The sequence below is a fragment of the Natronococcus sp. A-GB1 genome (genome assembly GCF_029688845.1).
GTDB lineage: Archaea > Halobacteriota > Halobacteria > Halobacteriales > Natrialbaceae > Natronococcus.
The window spans coordinates 289,469-309,127 of the sequence record NZ_JARUKW010000002.1 but is presented as its reverse complement, the minus strand read 5'-3'; the positions used below and the strand labels follow the sequence as shown (position 1 = coordinate 309,127).

Here is a 19,659-nt window from a genome sequence, read left to right as displayed (position 1 = left end):
AGCGAGAGAGTTGTTCAGAACTCCTCGGCCGGTGGTGCGATCCCCTCGTCCTCGGTCTCGAGGGCGAACTCCTCTCGAACCTCGCGGATACGATCACGGATGTCCGCAGCGAGTTCGAACTCGAGGTTTCCTGCCGCCTCTTCCATCCGGTCCTCGAGTTCCGCGATGTAGCGGGCGGCCTCGTCGTCGTCCTCGAGTTCGCGACCCGATACTTCGGTCGTGTCGGTCTTGCTTCCCGGGAGGTTCGTCTCGCCGACCGCCTTGTCGATCGTCGTCGGCTCGAGGCCGTGCTCCTCGTTGTACTCCTGTTGGATCTCGCGGCGCCGTTGAGTCTCCTCGATCGCCGACTCCATTGCGTTCGACGGATCGTCGGCGTAGAGGACGACCTCGCCGTTGACGTTTCGGGCCGCTCGGCCCATCGTCTGGACGAGCGTCGTCTCCGAGCGCAGGAACCCCTCCTGGTCGGCGTCCAGAATTCCGACGAGCGAGACCTCGGGAATGTCCAGTCCCTCCCGCAGGAGGTTGATACCGACGAGCACGTCGATCTCACCCAGCCGAAGGGAGCGAATGATCTCGTGGCGCTCCAGGGTGTCGGTCTCGTCGTGCATATAGGCGACGTCGACGCCGGACTCCTCGAGATACTCCGTGAGGTCCTCGGCCATCCGCTTCGTGAGCGTCGTCACGAGGGTGCGTTCGTCGCGTTCGATGCGCTCGTCGATGCGGTCCATCAGGTCGTCGACCTGGCCGCTGGCGGGCGAGACCTCGATCTCCGGGTCGACGAGGTGGGTCGGGCGAACGATCTGTTCGACGATTTTGTCCGACTGCTCGCGCTCATAGTCGCCCGGCGTCGCACTCACGTAGAGGGTCTGGTCGGTCTTCTCCTCGAACTCCTCGAACGTGAGCGGGCGGTTGTCGTACGCCGTCGACAGCCGGAAGCCGTTCTCGACCAGCGAGTCCTTCCGGGACTTGTCGCCGGCGTACTGACCCCGGACCTGGGGGAGGGTCACGTGGGATTCGTCGACCACCGTCAGGAAGTCGTCGGGGAAGTAGTCGAGCAGGGTGTAGGGCGCCTCGCCGGACTCGCGGTCCGAGAGGTAAACCGAGTAGTTCTCGATCCCGGAACAGTAGCCCGTCTCCTGCATCATCTCGAGGTCGAACGTGGTTCGCTCCTCGATGCGCTGGGCGGCGAGCATGTCGCCCTGGCGTTCGAAGTACGAGATGCGAGAGTCGAGATCGTCGCGGATCTCGTCCATCGCCCGCTCGAGTTTCGTCTCCGGAATGGAGTAGTGTTCTGCCGGGTGGACGAGCACGGCCTGCTGTTCACCCTGGGTCTCGCCCTCGAGGGGGTCGACCTTGACCATGCGATCGATCTCGTCGCCCCAGAGTTCCACCCGAACGGCGTAGCGACCGTACATCGGGTAGATCTCGATCGTGTCGCCCCGGACCCGGAACGTGCCCTGCGTGAAGTCGACGTCGTTGCGCTCGTAGTTCAGGTCGACGAGCCGCGCCAGCAGCTCGTCGCGGCCGGTCTCCTCACCGACCTCGAGTCGCATCGACATGTCGATGTAGTTTCGCGGGTCACCGAGGCCGTAGATAGCAGAGACGGAAGCGACGACGATGACGTCCTCACGCGTCAGCAGCGAACGCGTGGCGGAGTGGCGCAGGCGGTCGATCTCGTCGTTGATCGAGGCGTCCTTGTCGATATACGTATCGGTCTGTTCGACGTAGGCCTCGGGCTGGTAGTAGTCGTAGTAGGAGACGAAGTACTCGACGGCGTTGTTCGGGAAGAGGTTCCGGAACTCCTCGTAGAGCTGCGCCGCCAGCGTCTTGTTGTGGGCGATCACGAGGGTCGGCTTCTGGGTCTCCTCGATCGTCCACGAGACGGTGTTGGTTTTGCCCGACCCCGTCACGCCGAGCAGCGTCTGCTTGTCCGCGCCCGAGCGAAAGCCCTCGGCGAGCTCCTCGATCGCCTCGGGCTGGTCGCCCGCGGGGTCGAACGGCGCGTCGACCTCGAACGGCTGGGCGGCCTCGGGACGGTCCGGCTGGAGGGGACCTCGAGAGTCACTCATCATCTGAATCACGGACTCGACACACTTGACGCGCTCGCATGCACCGCTCGGGCGCCCGTGAGATCTCGAGCGATCCGCGAGGACCCGAAAGGCTATACCGCGAACGTGTAGTGGCGGTGATATGCCATCCAGACGCGCCGTGCTCGCGACGGGAGCGTCGGCCGGGCTGGCCGCCGTCGCGGGCTGTCTCTCGAGCGGGCACTCGTTCGGCACGCTCGAAACCGATCCGGACAGCTGGCGGCTCTCGCGGTTCGACCTGCAGAACACGGGCCACAACGCCGACGCGACCGTCCCCGACGATCCCGAGGAACGGTGGCGTGTGGAGCTCGAGTCGCCGGGTCGCGACGTCGCAGGACTCGTCGTCGGGGAGGACGTCGTCGTCGTGGGTAGCGAAGAAGAGGCGGATCGGAGCCTCGTTGCCCTCGAACGTGACGATGGGGACGTTCGGTGGGAGGACGAGGACGCCGACGTCGCCGCGATCGCACTCGGCGACGAAACGGTGTACGCGACGGCGGAGGACGGCGACGTCGCCGCCTACGATCTCGGAACGGGTGAACGGGACTGGGAGATCGCCGGGGAGAGCGGATCGACGTCGCACGGCGTGTGGCTCCGCTTCGACGGCGAGACGCTCTACCGCGGAGACGACGGGCGCCTCACCGCGTACGATACCGACTCGGGCGACGAGCGCTGGCACCGCTCGGGGTACGGGGCGAGCGCGATCGACGGCGATCGGCTGCTGCGGGGGAACACAGGACTCACCGCGTACGGGTCCCCGACGGAATCGGTGCGATTCGACGACGGCGGGCCGGAGCCACGCTGGGAAGCGTCCGAGCGGGGCCACGGAACGTTCCCCGTCGTCTGGGAGGATCGGATTCTCGTCGGCGCCCGCTACTGGCCGCTCGACGACGACTCCGCGCGGCTGCAGGCCCATCGGCTCGACGACGGCGAGCTCGAGTGGGAACTCGAGTTCCCTGGCGCCTACGTCACCTCACCGGTGATCGTCGGCGAGCGAGCGATCTTCCACGTCGGTCGCGGCGGCTGGGACGACGATCCAGACGGGCCGAGTATGCTGATGGCGGTCGACCGCGAGGGGACGATCGACTGGGAGCTCGAGACCGAGTGGGAGCGACCGACCCTGGCTGCCGTGGGAGAGATGGTTCTCGTCGGCGGTGACGCCGACGACACCGATCTCGTCGCGATCGATCCAACGGACGGCGAGCGCCGATGGGAACGCGGTCTCCAGGGAGACAGCGTCCAGGTCGCCAGCGTGTCGGCGCTCGCGCCGGTCGACGGCGAGCTGTTCGTGGGGACCGGACACAGCCACGTCGTCGCCTACGGTTGAGCTGCCGGGATCGAAGGGGTCGAAAACCGGACGAAAGAGCTCGGGTCGCTCGACAGGAGACTGCCGGATCGGCCCGTCGCCTACTGGTCAGCTAGCACTGGTGGTCCGGTGCCGCTTTCTTTCCGTTGGCCGCGTCCTTGCCGTTCGCGGCTTCCTTCTCATCGACGCCGTTCTTTCCGTCGGCCGGCTCCTTCTCCTTGGCCGCGTCGTCGTGGGCCTCATCTTTACCCTTCTCGTCTACTTCCTTCTCGACCTCTTTCTCGTCTACTTCCTTCTCATCCTCTTTCTCGTCTACTTCCTTCTCATCCTCTTTCTCGTCGACCTCCTTCTCGTCCTCGCGATCGTCTTTCGGCTCCTCCTCCTCGTCAGCCGCTGGCCCGTCGACAACGAGTTCGACGGTGAACTCGCGGTCAGCGAACTCCTCGGGTGGCTCGAGGTAGCCGATCGCGTACCCCGTCGTGATCGACTCGGCCTCGAGTTCGACGTCGAACGACGCCACCTCCTCCTCTTCGCCCGCCGGACGAACCGAGAGCGTGTACGCACCGGCGGGGACGGCGAGGTACTCCGAGACGTCCTCGAACTCGACGCCCTCGACCAGCGGATCCTCGTCGGCGTAGATGTCGACGGCGGGGGCGTCGGGCGAGAAATGTGCGACACGGACGAACGCCGCGTCGGCCTCGGCATCCTCCGGCAGGGGTTCGGCATCGACCAGGATCTCCGGACGGAACGTCTCGGCCTCGAGCTCGCCGATCGCGGCGATCGTGGCGAACCCCTCGGCCACGTCGACCTCGTCCTCGAAGACGACAGCCTCGGGGTCGCCGGCCGCCGTGATCGCGACGGTGTAGGTTCCGGGCTCGAGCTCCAGGTACGGCGAGACGGCGCCGTAGGGAACGTCCGCGAGCACCTGTTCGTCGTCGACGAGGATGTCGACGCTCGGCGCGTCGGGCGAGAAGTGAGCGACGCGAACTGCAGCGGAGACGGCGGCCGGTTCGTCGGCTGCGTCGTCCGCCGGTCGTTCGTCGTCCTCGTGTTCGCCTTTCGCGAAGACGGTACCGCTGGTTGCACCCAGTCCACCCGCTACAGCTATCGCTTTTAGCGTCGTGCGTCGTGATACGGACATTTGCAACCGTAGCCGGGAAGCGGGACGGGAAAAAGCCGTTAGTCAGTACTCGAGGAACTCTCGAGATTATCGTCGGCAACGATCGTGTACGGGTACCCTACGGAAAGAAGCTGCCGGATACACGTTCCGTAAACGCCGGCCGCGACGGCGACCCGCTCTTCATAGCGGGGCTGATGTCTGGCCAACCGTTATGAGTCGGACCGTCATGGAGTGAGGTATGGCTCAGGAACTGACGCAGGTACGCGACGATCTCGAGAAGGCGGCCAAGACAGCAGACGATGACGGCCTCCGCGAGGATATCCGCGAGTACGTCGACGCGTTCGAGGATTACACGGTCGGCGACCACGAGCCGGACCACGCGCTCATGGACGAGCATCTGAACGGAGTACGACAGCTCAGCGAGCGCGCCGAGGGTGATACGGAAGAACACCTCGAAAGCGCTCTCGAGACCGCCGAAGAGTACCGCGAAGGTCTCGAGCAGGCCTGAACTGCCGCTCTCGCGGCGCTCGATCCGTGACGTCGACGTCAGTCGTTTCCGTCGATCGGCTCCTCGAACCCGTACTGTTCAAACCGACTGATAACGAGCTGGGATGCTCACGTTCGTCGGCGACCTGAGGCACATTTCCTCGAAAAATCTCCGTAGACGAGGATGCCAAGCACCTCGAAAAGCTATGCGCCGAGTCACCAACCGACCGTCACTCGGCCATCGTCCGATAGCTCGAGGATAGTCCGGGTAACACCCCATCCGTCCGACAGCTCACTCGAGTCGATCGAGGACGGCCTCCTTGTCGTAGGACAGCGACAGCGAACGCGATCGACCTCGGCCCTCGATGTCGGCGTAATCGGCGTCGATCAGCCCGAGCTGATCGAGCTTGTTGACGATTTCGGAGTACCTCGTGTACCCCAGTCCCGTCTCCTCGTGGAAGGTCTCGTACACCTCTCCAGCCTGCCTGCCGTCGTTAGTAGCGATAACCTCGAGCAGCGCCCGCTCGGTGTCCGACAGTCCCGAGAGGCTCCGGGAGAGGTTGATGTACTTCGACTTCTCGTAGGCCGCGTCGACGTCTTCCATCTCGACGGTTCGGCTCCCACGCATCTCGGCGTTGAGTCCCGCGCGGCGCAGGAGGTCGATTCCGACTCGGAGGTCGCCGCTCTCGGCCGTCCGGTCGGCGACACGCTCGACGGTGTTCCGCGAGATAACGCCGTCGCGAAACCCCTTTCGGACCCGTTCGTCGAGGATGTCGACGATTTCGGGCTGGTCGTACACCGGGAAGTAGACCTCCTCGGGCCGGAACACGCTTTGTACCCGCGAGTCGAGCTCGTCGATGACCTCGAGGGTCGGATCGGAGGAGACGACGATGACGCCGATCTTCGCACCGGGGTACTCCTCGTGGGCGCGGAGCAGCGAGTACAGCGTGTCCGAGGCCTCGTTCTCGTAGAAGAGATAGTTGACGTCGTCGAGTGCGACGACCAAGACACGGTCGTCCTCGACGAGTTTATCGGCAATCTGGCCGAACAGCTTCTTGAACGAGATTCCCGACGACGGCGGTTCGTAGTCGAAGGTGCCCTCGAACAGTCGCGAGAACACCGAGTACCGCGTCGAGTTGACCTGGCAGTTGACGCGAATCGTCCGCACGTCGCTGGTCTGTGTCCCGACCTCGTCGAACAGCTTCTGGACCGCGGTGGTCTTTCCCGTTCCGGGCGGTCCCCGAACCATAACGTTCAGCGGGCGGGATCCGCGAACCGCCGGCCGCAGCGCATACGTGAGGTTCTGCGTCTGCGTGTCGCGGTGTTTGAACGTCTCAGGTACGTAGTCGATCTCGAAGACGTGTTCGTCTCTGAACACGGATTCGTCCCACGACAACATCCCCTCCTCGGGGTCGTCAGCCATTACTTTCACCACGCTGTCGTAGTTACTTAGTTGTTTGCGAGGCAGGCTCCGTGTCCGGAACGCCCCGCCGCGAGCGCGTGTATTCGACCGCCTACTCCCCCGCCCGCGTTTTCGGTGCTGACACGAAGGGAGGAAACCTCGAGGTTCGTTTAACGGCCGTATAATGAAACGTCATACACCGCAAGTAGCCTCCAATGGGACCAGCTATCTCGTCGTGGCACACACGAGATCTGGCCGAGCGCCGGCAGGATCTTCCGCTTGAGGCGGACGGCTACGACGCGAAGCGAGCGGCGTCGACCGTCCGGATCGGGCGGTCGAGCCACGCCGGTCGCGATCAACGGCGTTATCAGACACCAGTTCGTCGGTTACGAGGAGCGTGTCGGAAGAGAAAACGCATCGCACAGCGCACACCGGTAGCATGAGTCACTCGGGTCCACAGCAGAACACGCGCTCGGTCTCGACCGGTGCCCAGCTCCTTCTGATCGTTGCCGGAATCGGGTTTCTCGTCGCCGGAATCGCACTCGCCGCAAGCGGATCGGGGATCGACGATGCGATTACCGGAGTAGACGACGAGGAAATCGAGGGGGAAACCGAACCGGACGAGCCGAGCGACGAGGAGGAGAACGACGAGGCTGACACCGAAGACGATGCCGGTGACGACGTAGACGAGAGTGATGACGACACCGCGGAAGGCGATGCGGACGACGCTCCGGCTGACGACGGTGCCGACGATGCCGGTGACGATGACGCTGACGATGTCCCAGCAGACGACACCGGAGCTGACGATGAGGCGGCCGACGATGCCGGTGACGACGCTGACGATATCCCGGCTGACGACACCGGTGCAGACGACGTTGACGACGATGCACCGTTCGATGACGACGTATTCGGTGACGACGACGCTGACGATGCCGACGATGAGGCGGCCGACGATGCCGATGACGACGACGCTGACGATGCCGACGATGAGGCGGCCGACGATGCCGATGACGACGACGCTGACGATGCCGACGATGAGGCGGCCGACGATGCCGATGAAGACGACGACGATGCCGACGATGACGACGACGACGATGACGACGACGATGATGACGACGACGATGATGATGACGACGGGAACTGGTTCGAATAACGCGGTAGCGTAGCGCGCTTCCTTTTCGCAGTCGAACGTCGAGCGAAGAGTAATTCGACCCGCGCGTTCAGCACTGTGTCTCGCTCGAGACGGGTGCCGTTTCTGAACGCAATTGCCACGCGGCCGAACACACCGCGGGGAGATCGTAGTGGATACGATACGGAACCAAGGCCGAACTCGAGCGGGCGACCCGACGATCGGTCGTGGTCTTCACGGCGCTCGAACGACGACGAACGATCCACCACTAGTCATCGCCGCCGGAGGGATCACCGGCAACACTCGCCGAAACGGCTGTCGAAGCCTTCCTGAGCGAGCCGGCAGAGAGACATGGCCCGTCTCTGGAACGGGAGACTACTGCCGTGGGGCTGGCATCGGTCCCTTGCGGGCCGGTAGCGCCTCCGCGCACCGAAACGGGATCGTCTCGAACGCCGCGGTCGTGCAGAACGCTCCGAAAGAGTAGTATCGCTCCGAACGCTCTCGAGTCGCCGGTGAAACTCCCGCAGTCGAAAACATCTCATAGTCGACCATTGGCGAATCGCATGAGACACCGCTCCGAAGCGGGTCGACTCGAATCGATCCGATGGCTCACGGGGGCGAGATGACGAGACAGCTGACTCACTGCCGAACCGCGGCTCGAGGCTTGGAAAGCACTATCGGAGTCGAAAGAATGCGACCTGTGGAAAATAGAAGCGTATCTCGAGGGACTGCGGGAGGATCGATCGGAACAGGTCCTACTCGACCGTGACGCTCTTTGCCAGGTTACGTGGCTTGTCGATCGGTCGGTCGAGCAGATCCGCAGCGTAGTACGAGACCAACTGCAGTTGGACGTTCGCGAGCAGCCCGGCCCAGACGGGATGAGTGTCCGGAACCGAGAGGTGGGCCTCGGCCGCGTCGACGACGGGGTGGTCGTCCGGCGAGACGGCGACGATCGACGCGCCTCGAGTCTGTGCCTCGATCGCGTTCGTCTTCGTCTTGCCGTCGTCGCCGCCGGTGCAGACCGCAAAGACCGGGGTCCGTTCCGTGACGAGCGCCAGGGGACCGTGTTTGAGCTGGCCGGAGGCGAACCCTTCGGCGTGCTCGTACGTGATCTCCTTGAACTTCAGAGCCCCCTCGAGCGCAACGGGGTGGCCGAGCCCGTTGCCGATGAAGAAGAAGGCGTCACTGTCGATGTACTGCTTCGCCAGTCGTTCGGCGTCGGTGGTCTCGAGGATCTCCTCGACCTGCGACGGGAGGTCCTCGAGGCTCTCGAGCATGACGTCGACGTCGTCGACCTGATCCGCGTGGGGAACGTCGGCCGCCAGACGCTGGCTGACCAGCGCAAGCGAGACCGCCTGCGAGGAGAACGTCTTCGTCGCGGCGACGCCGACTTCGGGGCCGGCACGGATGTACATCGCGTCGTCGGTCTCACGGGCGATCGTCGAACCGACGACGTTCGTAACCGCCAGCGTTCGTGCACCGCGGTCAGCCGCTTTACGGATCGCCTGCAGCGTGTCGGCGGTTTCACCGCTTTGCGTAACTGCGATAGTCAGGGTGTTCTCGTCGACGGGACCCGAGGCGGAATCGTACTCGCTTGCACGGATTACTTCCGCGCGGATACCCGACGCCTTCAGCAGCTGGGCGCCGTACAGCGCAGCGTGGTACGAGGTCCCGCAGGCGACAAACTGGACCTCTTCGACGTTCGTAAAGGAGCCAGCGGGCAGCGACTCGATGTCGACCTCGCCGTCCTCGACGCGACCCTCGATCGTGTTCGCGAGCGAGGTCGGCTGGCCGTGGATCTCCTTTTTCATGTAGTGGTCGTACTCACCCTTACCGGCGTCTTCCGGGTCCCAGTCGACGATGTCGGTCTCGCGGTGAACCGGCTCACCCTCGAGATCGGTGATCTCGTAGGATTCGGGCTCGAGGACGACGACATCACCGTCCTCGAGGTAAATGACCTCGTCGGTGTAATCAAGGAAGGCTGGAACATCGCTGGCGAGGAACCAGTCGTCGGTTCCGAGGCCGAGCACCAGCGGGGAGCCCTTTCGCGCCGCGTAGACGCGGTCTTCGTCCTCGACGATCGCCGCAATCGCGTAGCTTCCCTCGAGCGTCTCGACTGCCTTGCGCACCGCGGCCTCGGTCGGCAGCTCCTGTCGGTACTCGTTGATCAGGTGCGGGATGACCTCGGTGTCCGTATCGCTCTGGAAGACGTGTCCCTTCTCCGCCAGTTCCGTCCGAAGCTCCGCGTAGTTGTCGATGACGCCGTTGTGAACGACGGCGACGTCACCGGCGGAGTCGGTGTGGGGGTGTGCGTTTTCTTCGGTCGGCGGACCGTGAGTACTCCAGCGGGTGTGTCCGATTCCGACGTTACCGGTCGGCAGGTAGTTCAGCTTCGACTTGAGGTCCGAAACCTCGCCGGACGTCTTGTGCACCTTCACACCCGAACCGTTCTGGACCGCGATCCCCGCAGAGTCGTAGCCGCGGTACTCGAGGTTTTCGAGTCCCGTCAGCAACGTGTCGGCCGCGTCGTCGGATCCGATTCGTGCAATGATACCACACATCAGCCGAGTACCTCCGGGACGGCTTCGGCAACCGAGGAGGGGCCACAAACAGAGCGGGCCGGGTCGGTCGAACGTCGGTTCGGTACGCCGCTACGGCGTGCAGTTCTGTAACGTGTCATAGATCTAATCCTCCCGGGTCTTCTGTCCCTGCACATCGACCCGGCGTTACCCGATACGTTGGCGACATAGCCCATTACTATGGATCGGATAACCACTAACGGCCGTCCCGTTTCACCATTTCTCCGCGTCTCATCAGTAATATTATCTTATCGTGCAGTGAGAGCGCACGATAGGCCACGTTCGACAGTTCGGAGAACGGTAACTGACTAACCACAATGAGACGAACCGGCGTCTTGATCGAACGGCTGCACTTTGTTGCAGAGACACGACGCATCCTTATTCGACCACTAAGCGTGCCAGCATGGCCGGTTCGTAAACACGTCTAGAATCGGTTGGTAGGGAGGACAGCGGCCAAAACGAGGTTCGTCGGCATACTTATGAAATGCGAGAGAAGATACCCAGCGACGTCGGCTCCGTCGGCTACTGCGGAGACTTTGTAACCGTTACCGACGGGTCGTCGGTCTCCGGTGAACCCCCAGGTCCGTGGTCGGCGAGAACGATCGCGTTCTCGCGACCGACCGAGACCTTGCCGATTTCCCCTCGGTCGTGCATCTCCGAGAGCAGGCGACTGACCTTGGACTTCGACCAGCCGGTTTCCTCGACGATCCGATACTGGTACGTCCTGCCGTCGTTCTCGACGAGTATCCGGATGATCTGTCCCCTGTCGCTCAGAAGTTCGTCGGGTGTGTCCGGTGAAATGTACGTCTCGTACGTGTGGGTTGGCTCTTCTTCCGCCGGTTCGTCGTCCCGTTCGTCGTCGTCAGAAGACACTAACGCCGCAGGGTCGAGCGTAACATCGCGGTTCGAGAGCGCCTCGAGGAGGCGGGCTCCGATGAGCACGCCGATGATCACCACTGCAGCACCGACCAGTGCGAGTTCCCAGATCGGCGTCCCGCCCAGAAACTGGACGGGTTGAGAGACACTGATGCTGGCAGCGAGAGATGCCGCTGCTGACCGGACTGTTGCGCCGTCGGGCGACGAGAGGAACGCAGCTACGTGTACCTCGCCGACGGTAACCAGTACGTCGCTAGAGACGGATTCGGATACGGTATCGATCGTTCTGGGCTCCATGGTTGCTAGACTCGGGTATGACCGACCGTGAGAGAACATATTCACATCGGTCGTATTAGCACACAATATGACATCCAACTTCATTATGCGGTCAAACAGATTTGCTTAACAGCGAAATAAGATGACAGGGTCTGAGAAGCGAAACCAAGGCTGAGTGAGGGTCAAGAGGGAGCTAGACTGTTGACGAATCCGAACGACGTGTGACGGGGCAGTTTATCGGCTCTATAGTAAACCGATGAGATTGTCTGTGTTCGAGTGAAGCGTGTCAGCCGTCTCGAGGGCGTCTGGCACACAGACTCCGACGCGCGTCGTCGGCGGCGTCGGGCACGTGACACACCACCATGACCCCACCACTCAGCGACACCGAGAGACGAACTGACGGACCAGAGAGCGATCGGCCAGACGGACTCACCCAGTCGGCAGAGGGAAGCCTTCGGGATGCGACAGTCTGTGTCGTCGGGCTCGGCTACGTCGGGCTCCCGCTCGCGGTCGGGTTCGCACAGGCAGACTACCGCGTCGTCGGTTTCGACGTCGATAACTCGAAGGTCCAGACGCTACAAAACGGGGTCGATACGACCGGGGATCTCTCGGACGAAGCCATCCTCGACGGTGACATCAGCTACACGACCGACTCGGCCGCGGTACGCGACGCCGACTACGTGCTCGTTACGGTCCCGACGCCAGTCGAAGACGAGCGGCCGAACCTCGCGTTTATCGAGAGCGCCGCCGAGACCGTCGGCGCGCATCTGACGCGCGGAACAACAGTAATCCTCGAGTCGACGGTGTATCCGGGGGTCACGCGCGAGGAGTTCGCGCCGGCCATCGAGGACGCATCCGGACTCGAGGCCGGCGAGGACTTTTACCTCGCGTACTCGCCCGAGCGAGCGACCCCCGGCGACGGCGAGCACTCGCTCGACAGCGTCGTCAAGGTCGTCGGCGGACAGAACGATGCCGTTCTCGAGGACGTCGCGACGCTGTACGAGTCCGTCGTCGACGCAGGCGTCCACCGGGCACCGTCGATCGAAGTCGCGGAAGCGTGCAAGGTCATCGAAAACGTCCAGCGCGACGTCAACATCGCGCTGATGAACGAGCTCTCGATGGCGCTCGAAGAGATGGGGATCGACACGCACGACGTGCTCGAGGCTGCGGGGACGAAGTGGAACTTCCACGACTACCAGCCCGGACTGGTCGGCGGCCACTGTATTCCGGTCGACCCGTACTTCTTCGCTCACCGGGCGAAACAGGCCGGTGCCGATCCGGAACTGATCCTCACGAGCCGGAGCGTCAACGAGTCGATGCCGGATCACATCTCCGAGCTTACGATCAAGGCACTCAACGACGGACACAAGACCCTCTGTGAGAGTCGGATACTCGTGCTCGGATTATCGTACAAGCCGGACGTGGGCGACATCCGGAGTTCGAAGGTCGCAAACGTAATCGATCGGCTCCAGCAGTTCGACGTCGACGTCGTCGGCTACGATCCCCACGCGGACAACGATGCCGTCAATCGTGCGTTCGGCATCGACGTACAGGACTCGCTCTCGTTTGCGGGCTTCGACGGCGTCCTCATGGCGACTCCGCATACGGCGTTCGACGAACTCGACCTCGGAACGATGGCGACGGCGCTCAACGATTCCCCCGCACTAATCGATATCCCCGGAACGTTCGACGCCGACGATGCGACCGAGCAGGGCTTCAGTTACAGGAGAATATAATGTACCGCGGTCATACGATCCGAGGCGGGACGCGACCGAGGAAGTTACCGGCGTCGGCGTTCGCACTCGATACGAAGGTCACCGTCCTCCCAACAGCGACGGAAGTCGACACGACGAGGAACAGTACGAGTAGGGTGAGCCGATAGATGCGCGTCATCGTAACGATCCAACACCCAGCTCACGTCCACTTTTTCAAACACGCTATCACGGAGCTCGAGGCGGACGGGAACGACGTCTACGTCTTCGCGCGGGAGAACGAAGTCGTCAGGGATCTACTCGAGTCCTACGACATCGACCACGAGATTCTGGCCGGCGAGTCCGACTCCCTGTTCTCGCTCGCGAGGGTACAGGCGACCTACGAGGCACGGCTGCTGGCCCGTGCGCGGAAAATCAAGCCTGACGTGATTACGGCCATCGGTGGCCCCGCCGCGACTCACGTCGCAAAGCTCGTCGGCGCGAAAAGCGTCGTCTTCTACGACACCGAACACGCGACGCTCATCAAGATGCTCGCGTACCCGTTCGCCGACATCATCTGTACGCCGGAGTGTTACGACGGCGACATCGGATCGAAAAAGGTCGAGTACCCCGGCTACCACGAACTCGCCTACCTCCACCCCGACCGGTTCGAACCCGATCCGGCGGTCCTCGAGGAAGCCGGACTGGAGCCGGACGACACGTTCGTCGTGATGCGGTTGAGTAGCTGGGACTCCTCGCACGATATGGGACAGGGTGGGTTCAACGATCCGATAGAAGCCGTCGAACGGCTCGAGGACGCCGGGGCGACGGTGCTGATCACCTCGGAGGTTCCCCTACCCGACGAACTCGAAGCCAACCGGATGACGACATCGCCGGAACAGATACACGACCTGCTCGCGTACGCGGACTGTTTCGTCGGCGAAGGTGCAACGACTGCCGCCGAGGCTGCGATACTCGGAACCCCTGCGGTCTACGTGAATTCCCTCTCACTGGGCTACATGCAAGAGCTCGAGGACGAGTACGGGCTCGTGTTCAACTTCAACGATGAGGACCGCCACGCCCGCTCGCTCGAGAAAGCGGTGTCGATCATCGAAAACCGCGACGAGGAGACCTGGCAGCGTCGACGAAATCGGTTGCTCGCCGACCGCGTCGACGTCACCGACGTCATCGTCCGGGAACTCGAGACCGTCCTGACGACCGACCCGGACCGATCGACAGTTGCCGCCAACGCCGACTGACACGATATGCACGTACTCCACCTCATCACTACCACACGTTCGTTCTTCGAACAACAGATCTCGGTCCTCGAAAGCCGAGGGATCGACTGTACCGTCGTCGGCGTACCGGGAGATTACACGGCCGAATCGCCTCGAACGCCGATCGACTACCTCCGGTTTCATCCGAAGGTGCTCTCTCACGTCTGGGCGGACGACTACGACATCATTCACGGCCACTACGGTCTCGTCGCACCGTTTGCACTCGCCCAGCCGACGCGTCCAGTAGTGCTGAGTCTCTGGGGTACCGACCTGATGAGCGACATGGGCTGGCTCGAAACGGTCAGTCGGTACGGCGCCCGGTTCGCCGACGCGACGATCGTTCCGAGCCCGGCGATGTCACGCGAACTCGACATCGATCACGTCGAGATTCCGTTCGGGATCGATACGGAACTGTTCAAACCGATCCCACGCGAGGAGGCCCGCGAACGCCTCGGCTGGGACGAAGACGAGCGAATCGCGCTGTTCCCGTACGACCGCGATCGAAGCGAGAAGGACTATCCGCGGGCCGAACGCGTCGCCGACCGTGCCGACGCGGATCTCGAGGTGCGGACGATCGACGGCGTTCCCTACGAGGAGATGCCGTACTACATGAACGCGAGCGACCTGCTGCTCGTAACCTCTGAGCGGGAGGCCGGGCCGATGGCGGTCAAGGAGGCCGCTGCCTGTAACGTCCCTGTCGTCTCGACCGACGTCGGCTTCGTCGACGAGACGATCGGCGGCCTCGAGAACTGCGTCGTCAGCGACGACGACCGCGAGCTCGCGGCGGGACTCGAATCGGTTCTCGCCGGCTCCGGACGCTCGAACGGTCGCGAGGCCATCGACGGACTGAGTCTCGAGTCGATGGGCGACCGCCTCGTCGAGTGTTATCGAGCGGTCCTCGAGGATCGGGGACGCGATGCGACGGAGTTATCCCTCGAACGAACGGACGATAGGGAGGAAACGTATCATGGCATCTAAAATGTCGCTGTCGAACGTGCGACCCTTGCGACTCGACACGACGGCGGCGATCGCCGGATTGATCGCCGCGCTGTTGCTGTTCCCGCTGCGGTTTTTCGCGTCCCAAATCTACATCAACACGATCCCGATCGTCGTCGGCCTCGGCTGTGCGCTGTATCTCCTCGCGGTCCACCAGAACGAAAACGAGCGGACGCTGCCGACGCTGTCGACACCGGCTGCGATGGCGCTTCCGAGTATCGTCACTGTCGGAATGGCAGTTATGATCCTCGTGACGATTTTGCAGGGAACCCGAACACCACTGTTTTTCACCATCTCGAGCGTTGTCGGGACGTTGCTGTTCGGACAGATACTGTTCACGAGTGACCGTGACTTCCATCGCGGAATCCTCCTGTTTCAGCTCGTGTTGTTCGCGTTTGTCTTCCGGTTTACCGCGCTGTACACGACGCCGGGATACATCGGGATCGACGTCTGGACGCACATGACGGAACTCACCCAGGCGGTCTACCTGGAACAGTCGCTCGGAGCGATTTCCTACGACAAGCACTTTGGATCGCCGTTTTTCCACCTGTACGTCATCGCATCGACGCTCGTTTACGACGTTTCGTTGCGAATGGGGCTGTACCTCTCAATGGGGATTGCGATGCCGCTTTCGATTCTCGTCGTTTACGCCGCAGCCAACCTGTTAGTACCGGCGCGGTGGGCGACCCTTGCGACCGCGATGTTTTCGGTCGCCAGCTACACCGTTATGTGGGGAGTTCATCTCATCCCGACCAGCATGGGACTCGTCTTTTTCCTCGCGATCGTGTACGCCCTGATCCGCGTAATGCGCATCGAGTACACGAGCCGCGATTTCGCGTTTCTCGTTTTCCTCTCGGTCGCGGTTATCTTGACACACCAGATATCGACGTTCATCGTACTGGTTCTCCTCGGTGCCGCGTTCCTGGCTCAGGTCCTCTTTATGACCGGCCCGCTGGGACTTACCAGACTCGATACGAGCGTCTTCCGGACCAAGAAACCGGTCAACCTGATCGGGCTTCTCGTGTTCAACTTCGGTCTCGCGATTTTCGTCTGGTCTCTGACGCCGTACCGCGACGACTCGTTCCTGGGAACGGTCCTCGGCTGGTTCGGCGAAACGCTCGAGGAAAGCGCCGGATTCCTTGAACTCGCATCGCCGGGCGCAACGGGTGACGAAGATGCAGCAGTTCCCGACACGGGAACGACGGTGCTCGATCAGATCGTCCCCTACGTCAACGAACTCGGCTTTCTCATGCTGTTCGGTCTGATGCTCGTGGGAAGTCTCTACGTCGTCCATCGTCGACGCGCCGAGCAATCGGTGTTCACGCTGGTGCTCGGAAGCGGAATCATGCTCGTGTTCGTACTCGGGCTACCGATGTTCGGAATCGAGAACTTCGTTCCGACGCGATGGTTTGCCTTCCTCTATGCGTTGATGGCGATCATCGGCGCGATCGGACTGCGGACGCTCAGCCGGAACCTCTCGCCCGCACCGGTCGTCGCTCTCCTCTTGGTGATCGTCCTGCTGTACCCGGCTGGGATGATGCTCGCCGCCGAAAGCAACCCGGACAGCCCGGTGTTCTCCGACCAGCACGAGCGGCTGGCCTACGATCAGTCCGAGCTCGCGGCGGTAGACACGATCGGCGACATGACCGGCTCGCCTGCGGGATCCGAGATCACTCCGGATCAACAGCTTCACACCGATCATCCCTACCAGACAGTGTTCGAGCGAACCGGGGCCTATCCGTCGACCACGTCAATAATCCTTCCTGAGGATGGCTACGCGGAACACGACTATGTCGTCTACCGAACGACCCAGTCGGAGGACGCGACGTACTTCAGCAGCGCCGAGGACGGACCGGGCTACTCCGATAACCCGACCGAGGAGCGCATCTGCCGGACGACACAGTCGTCCGTGTACGACAACGGCGACGTACGCTTCTGTACCCCGTCGCCGGCACAGGAGTAGTCTAACCGGTTCGTAACCGCATCGGACATCGGTATCGTCGGAGGTCCCGTCGATCAGCCGAGAGAAGGTTTTTGAGATCATCGACGGCGGCAGTTGAAATTCTTCGAAGAGGCTCGAGCGAGATGCCTACTACAGCCGGCGCCATGGAGCGAGTCTTGCAGCTTCGTAGCGAGAGACGATTGGTGCTTCTTCCATAATCGGTGACGAAGAGTCTCCCTTTCCCGACGGGGTTGTAGCCTCGACATCGCCACCACCGTCCGTTGGATGGACTGCCTCAGCCCGGCTCTAGGAGCGACGCTTCGCGGAGAGTAGAGCACCGCTCACGAAGCCGCGACCAGTTACCTCATGCGAGGCCGGGCTGGTTGCTGCTCGAAGAAAGATCGCAGCAAGGATCGGGTGGGTCGAGTGGAGTCAGCGCCGAGTTCGATGCCGATCAAGGGAGTAGCCGTCGTTCGAGCGGTCGAGTTCGAAGGCTCCGAGTTAGTCCGCTTTCCGCTCGTGCTCTTTCGGTCGTCGAAGAGGGAAGAATTCGGTCCGCTGTCGTACGGAGAGTGCGGAACGAACGAACACTCGAGTACGACGACAGTCACGGGTCTATACTGGCGTCGAGAGCAATCTGCGAGGGTGGGATCGGCCGACGAGTCGCAAACGGCGGTGAGCAGAAGGCGTAGCGCCGTAGTATCGAGAGAACGGAGTCCGACTCCGATATCGAAATGGTAACAGTCGCAGCCGATACCGAAAGGCTGCACGAACGCCAGGCTATCGATTCACACACGGTTTCGTCGGTATCCGATGCCAACTCGCCGTACCGACAGGGCGAGCGAACGGCAAGATTCGGCCACTACAGTCACCTTACGACGACAGAACCGTTCCGCATAGTCCGGGCGACCTCCTCCTCGCGGTAAACGGTGGGCTTTCTCACAGCACTGCACGGAGGATAGTTGCTGGTTTGTATCCGGTCGGCATGAGAGAGCGACTGTCGGAGCCACACCGCCGGTACTCCTGTCCTCGAACAGGGACGCGAAGCGATCTTGCTGGCCGAGACATCACAGCGGCTCGAGGGTGTGTCTCGAACATTCCGATTTCAAGAGACCCGATACTGTGGATTCGGGTGGTGTAACCGCTTCGGCGTACTCGTGCTACGAACCGGTATTCGCTTGAGATCCGTATCGCTACCGAACACAACTCGTGTAGATGGTATCGGATCCCCCCGCAAACGGGAGAGAACGTCGATCCTCAAAGCAGTCGGCTACGCCCGACGATGGCAGAATGTTCTCCTTGAAGAAAGAGAGGCCATAACAGCGGACTCGAGAACGCGAGTGCGAAGCGAGCAACAGGGCCAGTTTGCTAGCGGATCGGCGGTTCCGAGCGTTATGAAACAGTTACCGGGAGCTTGATCGTTCGATAGGCGTCCTCCTCGTCCGGATCATCCGGGGCCTCGCCCTCGTAGAGGTACAAGACCAGGCGGACGTCGTCACCGGTCATCGTCGGTTCGAACTCGAGGGATTGCTCGTGAGTTTCGCCGTGGTCGACGGTTGCGGAGTCAGTCGTGAGAACGTCCTGGTCCTCGACGGAGACACTATCGTTGTCGTAGCTCACATCCTGTAACGCGACTGCCGTCTCGTACGATCGCTCCTCGTGTTCCTCGTTTGCGATGTAGGCGGTCACCGACTCCGTCTCGCCCGCAGAGAGCGACTCGTCGTAGAGGTACTCGGTGTCACCATCGACTTCCTCCGTCTCGAGGTAGAACTCGGTGTAGCTGTCGTGGTCGGGCGGGCTCGCGACGGCGAATCCGGCGACGGCCGCCAGGACAAGCAACGCGGCAAGAAACATCACGTTGTACGGTCTGGTACTCGGATCCGAGCGGCTGAACGAGTCGCCCGCGTTCGAGAACAGAAGTGGAGCGCCCGACAGCGAGGGTGTGTATCGGCGGTTCGGAGGACACCGATACCGCTGAACGATCCCCACCAGCGCGAGTGCGATCGTCACGAACGCCGTTCCGGCGAGCACCGGGAGAATCGTGATCCCCCACGGCGTTACGGTCGCAGCGAGCGCGACCGCCGGAACGATCGCGATACTCGCGACGATCGAGAGAACGAACCGTTCGATCGGTTGGAGTCCGCCGTTGTTTAGCTCGGCTCGGTTCGGCTCTCGCGTTTCGTCATCGAACGACCGGTATCCCGCCTCCGACGCGTCCGGATACAGGATGGAGATGAAAGCGTATCCAGGAAGAAACAGCAACAGCGGAATCCCCAACAGAACTCGAACCGCGCCCGAGATCGGCGTGAATAGACCGAACGTGACGAACCCGGTTACTGCGATGACAAGTGTGAGATCGAAGAACCACCAATCGGAGTCGCTCATTACAGGTCCTGTGGTTCTTGAGCGTTTAGTTATCGGTCATATAAGCGACGGCTGCGGGGACCGACCCGGTGTGAGCGGCCGAACCCGGCGTGATGAGGAACACGATCCGG

General features: G+C 62.3%; 13 protein-coding genes. 7 read left to right on the top strand and 6 right to left on the bottom strand.

Going from position 1 to position 19,659, the window contains the following annotated elements; all coding sequences use genetic code 11:
- Nucleotides 1-14: 14 nt before the first annotated feature.
- Nucleotides 15-2,069: an excinuclease ABC subunit UvrB gene (gene uvrB, locus QA600_RS04165; protein ID WP_278290701.1), complete on the bottom strand. Its 2,055-nt coding sequence runs from the start codon at nt 2,067-2,069 to the stop codon at nt 15-17.
- Nucleotides 2,070-2,190: 121 nt separating this feature from the next.
- On the opposite strand from uvrB, the gene QA600_RS04160 reads away from it, so the two are divergent.
- Nucleotides 2,191-3,411, top strand: a complete 1,221-nt coding sequence (locus tag QA600_RS04160; RefSeq protein WP_278290700.1) for a PQQ-binding-like beta-propeller repeat protein — start codon at nt 2,191-2,193, stop codon at nt 3,409-3,411.
- 91 nt (nt 3,412-3,502) lie between these two features.
- Here QA600_RS04160 and QA600_RS04155 read toward each other — a convergent pair whose 3' ends face one another.
- Complete coding sequence (locus QA600_RS04155) at nt 3,503-4,531, bottom strand: DUF4397 domain-containing protein (protein WP_278290699.1); 1,029 nt, start codon at nt 4,529-4,531, stop codon at nt 3,503-3,505.
- Nucleotides 4,532-4,748: 217 nt separating this feature from the next.
- Here QA600_RS04155 and QA600_RS04150 point away from each other — a divergent pair, with 217 nt between their 5' ends.
- Nucleotides 4,749-5,018 (top strand): hypothetical protein, encoded by a 270-nt coding sequence (locus QA600_RS04150; protein WP_278290698.1) that lies wholly within the window; start codon nt 4,749-4,751, stop codon nt 5,016-5,018.
- Between the two features lie 270 nt (nt 5,019-5,288).
- On the opposite strand, the gene QA600_RS04145 is transcribed toward QA600_RS04150, so the two are convergent.
- Nucleotides 5,289-6,419: an ORC1-type DNA replication protein gene (locus tag QA600_RS04145; protein ID WP_278290697.1), complete on the bottom strand. Its 1,131-nt coding sequence runs from the start codon at nt 6,417-6,419 to the stop codon at nt 5,289-5,291.
- Nucleotides 6,420-6,837: 418 nt separating this feature from the next.
- Between QA600_RS04145 and QA600_RS04140 the strand changes: the two genes are divergently transcribed.
- Nucleotides 6,838-7,551, top strand: a complete 714-nt coding sequence (locus QA600_RS04140; protein ID WP_278290696.1) for a hypothetical protein — start codon at nt 6,838-6,840, stop codon at nt 7,549-7,551.
- A gap of 731 nt (nt 7,552-8,282) precedes the next feature.
- On the opposite strand, the gene glmS is transcribed toward QA600_RS04140, so the two are convergent.
- On the bottom strand, nt 8,283-10,088 hold the full coding sequence (gene glmS / locus QA600_RS04135) for a glutamine--fructose-6-phosphate transaminase (isomerizing) (RefSeq protein ID WP_278290695.1): 1,806 nt from the start codon (nt 10,086-10,088) through the stop codon (nt 8,283-8,285).
- Nucleotides 10,089-10,628: 540 nt separating this feature from the next.
- Entirely contained in the window at nt 10,629-11,279 is a 651-nt protein-coding gene (locus tag QA600_RS04130) for a MarR family transcriptional regulator (protein WP_278290693.1), read from the bottom strand.
- Between the two features lie 341 nt (nt 11,280-11,620).
- Between QA600_RS04130 and QA600_RS04125 the strand changes: the two genes are divergently transcribed.
- The 4 genes from QA600_RS04125 to QA600_RS04110 all read left to right on the top strand — a co-directional run bounded on the left by QA600_RS04125 (nt 11,621) and on the right by QA600_RS04110 (nt 17,185).
- Complete coding sequence (locus tag QA600_RS04125; protein ID WP_278290692.1) at nt 11,621-12,994, top strand: nucleotide sugar dehydrogenase; 1,374 nt, start codon at nt 11,621-11,623, stop codon at nt 12,992-12,994.
- A 146-nt stretch (nt 12,995-13,140) separates the two neighbouring features.
- Entirely contained in the window at nt 13,141-14,208 is a 1,068-nt protein-coding gene (locus QA600_RS04120; RefSeq protein WP_278290691.1) for a DUF354 domain-containing protein, read from the top strand.
- 6 nt (nt 14,209-14,214) lie between these two features.
- Nucleotides 14,215-15,204 carry a glycosyltransferase family 4 protein gene (locus QA600_RS04115; protein ID WP_278290690.1) on the top strand — a complete coding sequence of 330 codons (990 nt, stop codon included), beginning with the start codon at nt 14,215-14,217 and terminating at the stop codon, nt 15,202-15,204.
- A complete protein-coding gene (locus tag QA600_RS04110; RefSeq protein WP_278290689.1) occupies nt 15,194-17,185 on the top strand; it encodes a hypothetical protein in 1,992 nt (663 codons plus the stop codon). Before QA600_RS04115 ends, QA600_RS04110 begins: the two co-directional genes overlap by 11 nt.
- 1,371 nt (nt 17,186-18,556) lie before the next feature.
- Here QA600_RS04110 and QA600_RS04105 read toward each other — a convergent pair.
- Nucleotides 18,557-19,549: a DUF1616 domain-containing protein gene (locus QA600_RS04105; RefSeq protein WP_278290688.1), complete on the bottom strand. Its 993-nt coding sequence runs from the start codon at nt 19,547-19,549 to the stop codon at nt 18,557-18,559.
- Nucleotides 19,550-19,659: the final 110 nt, after the last annotated feature.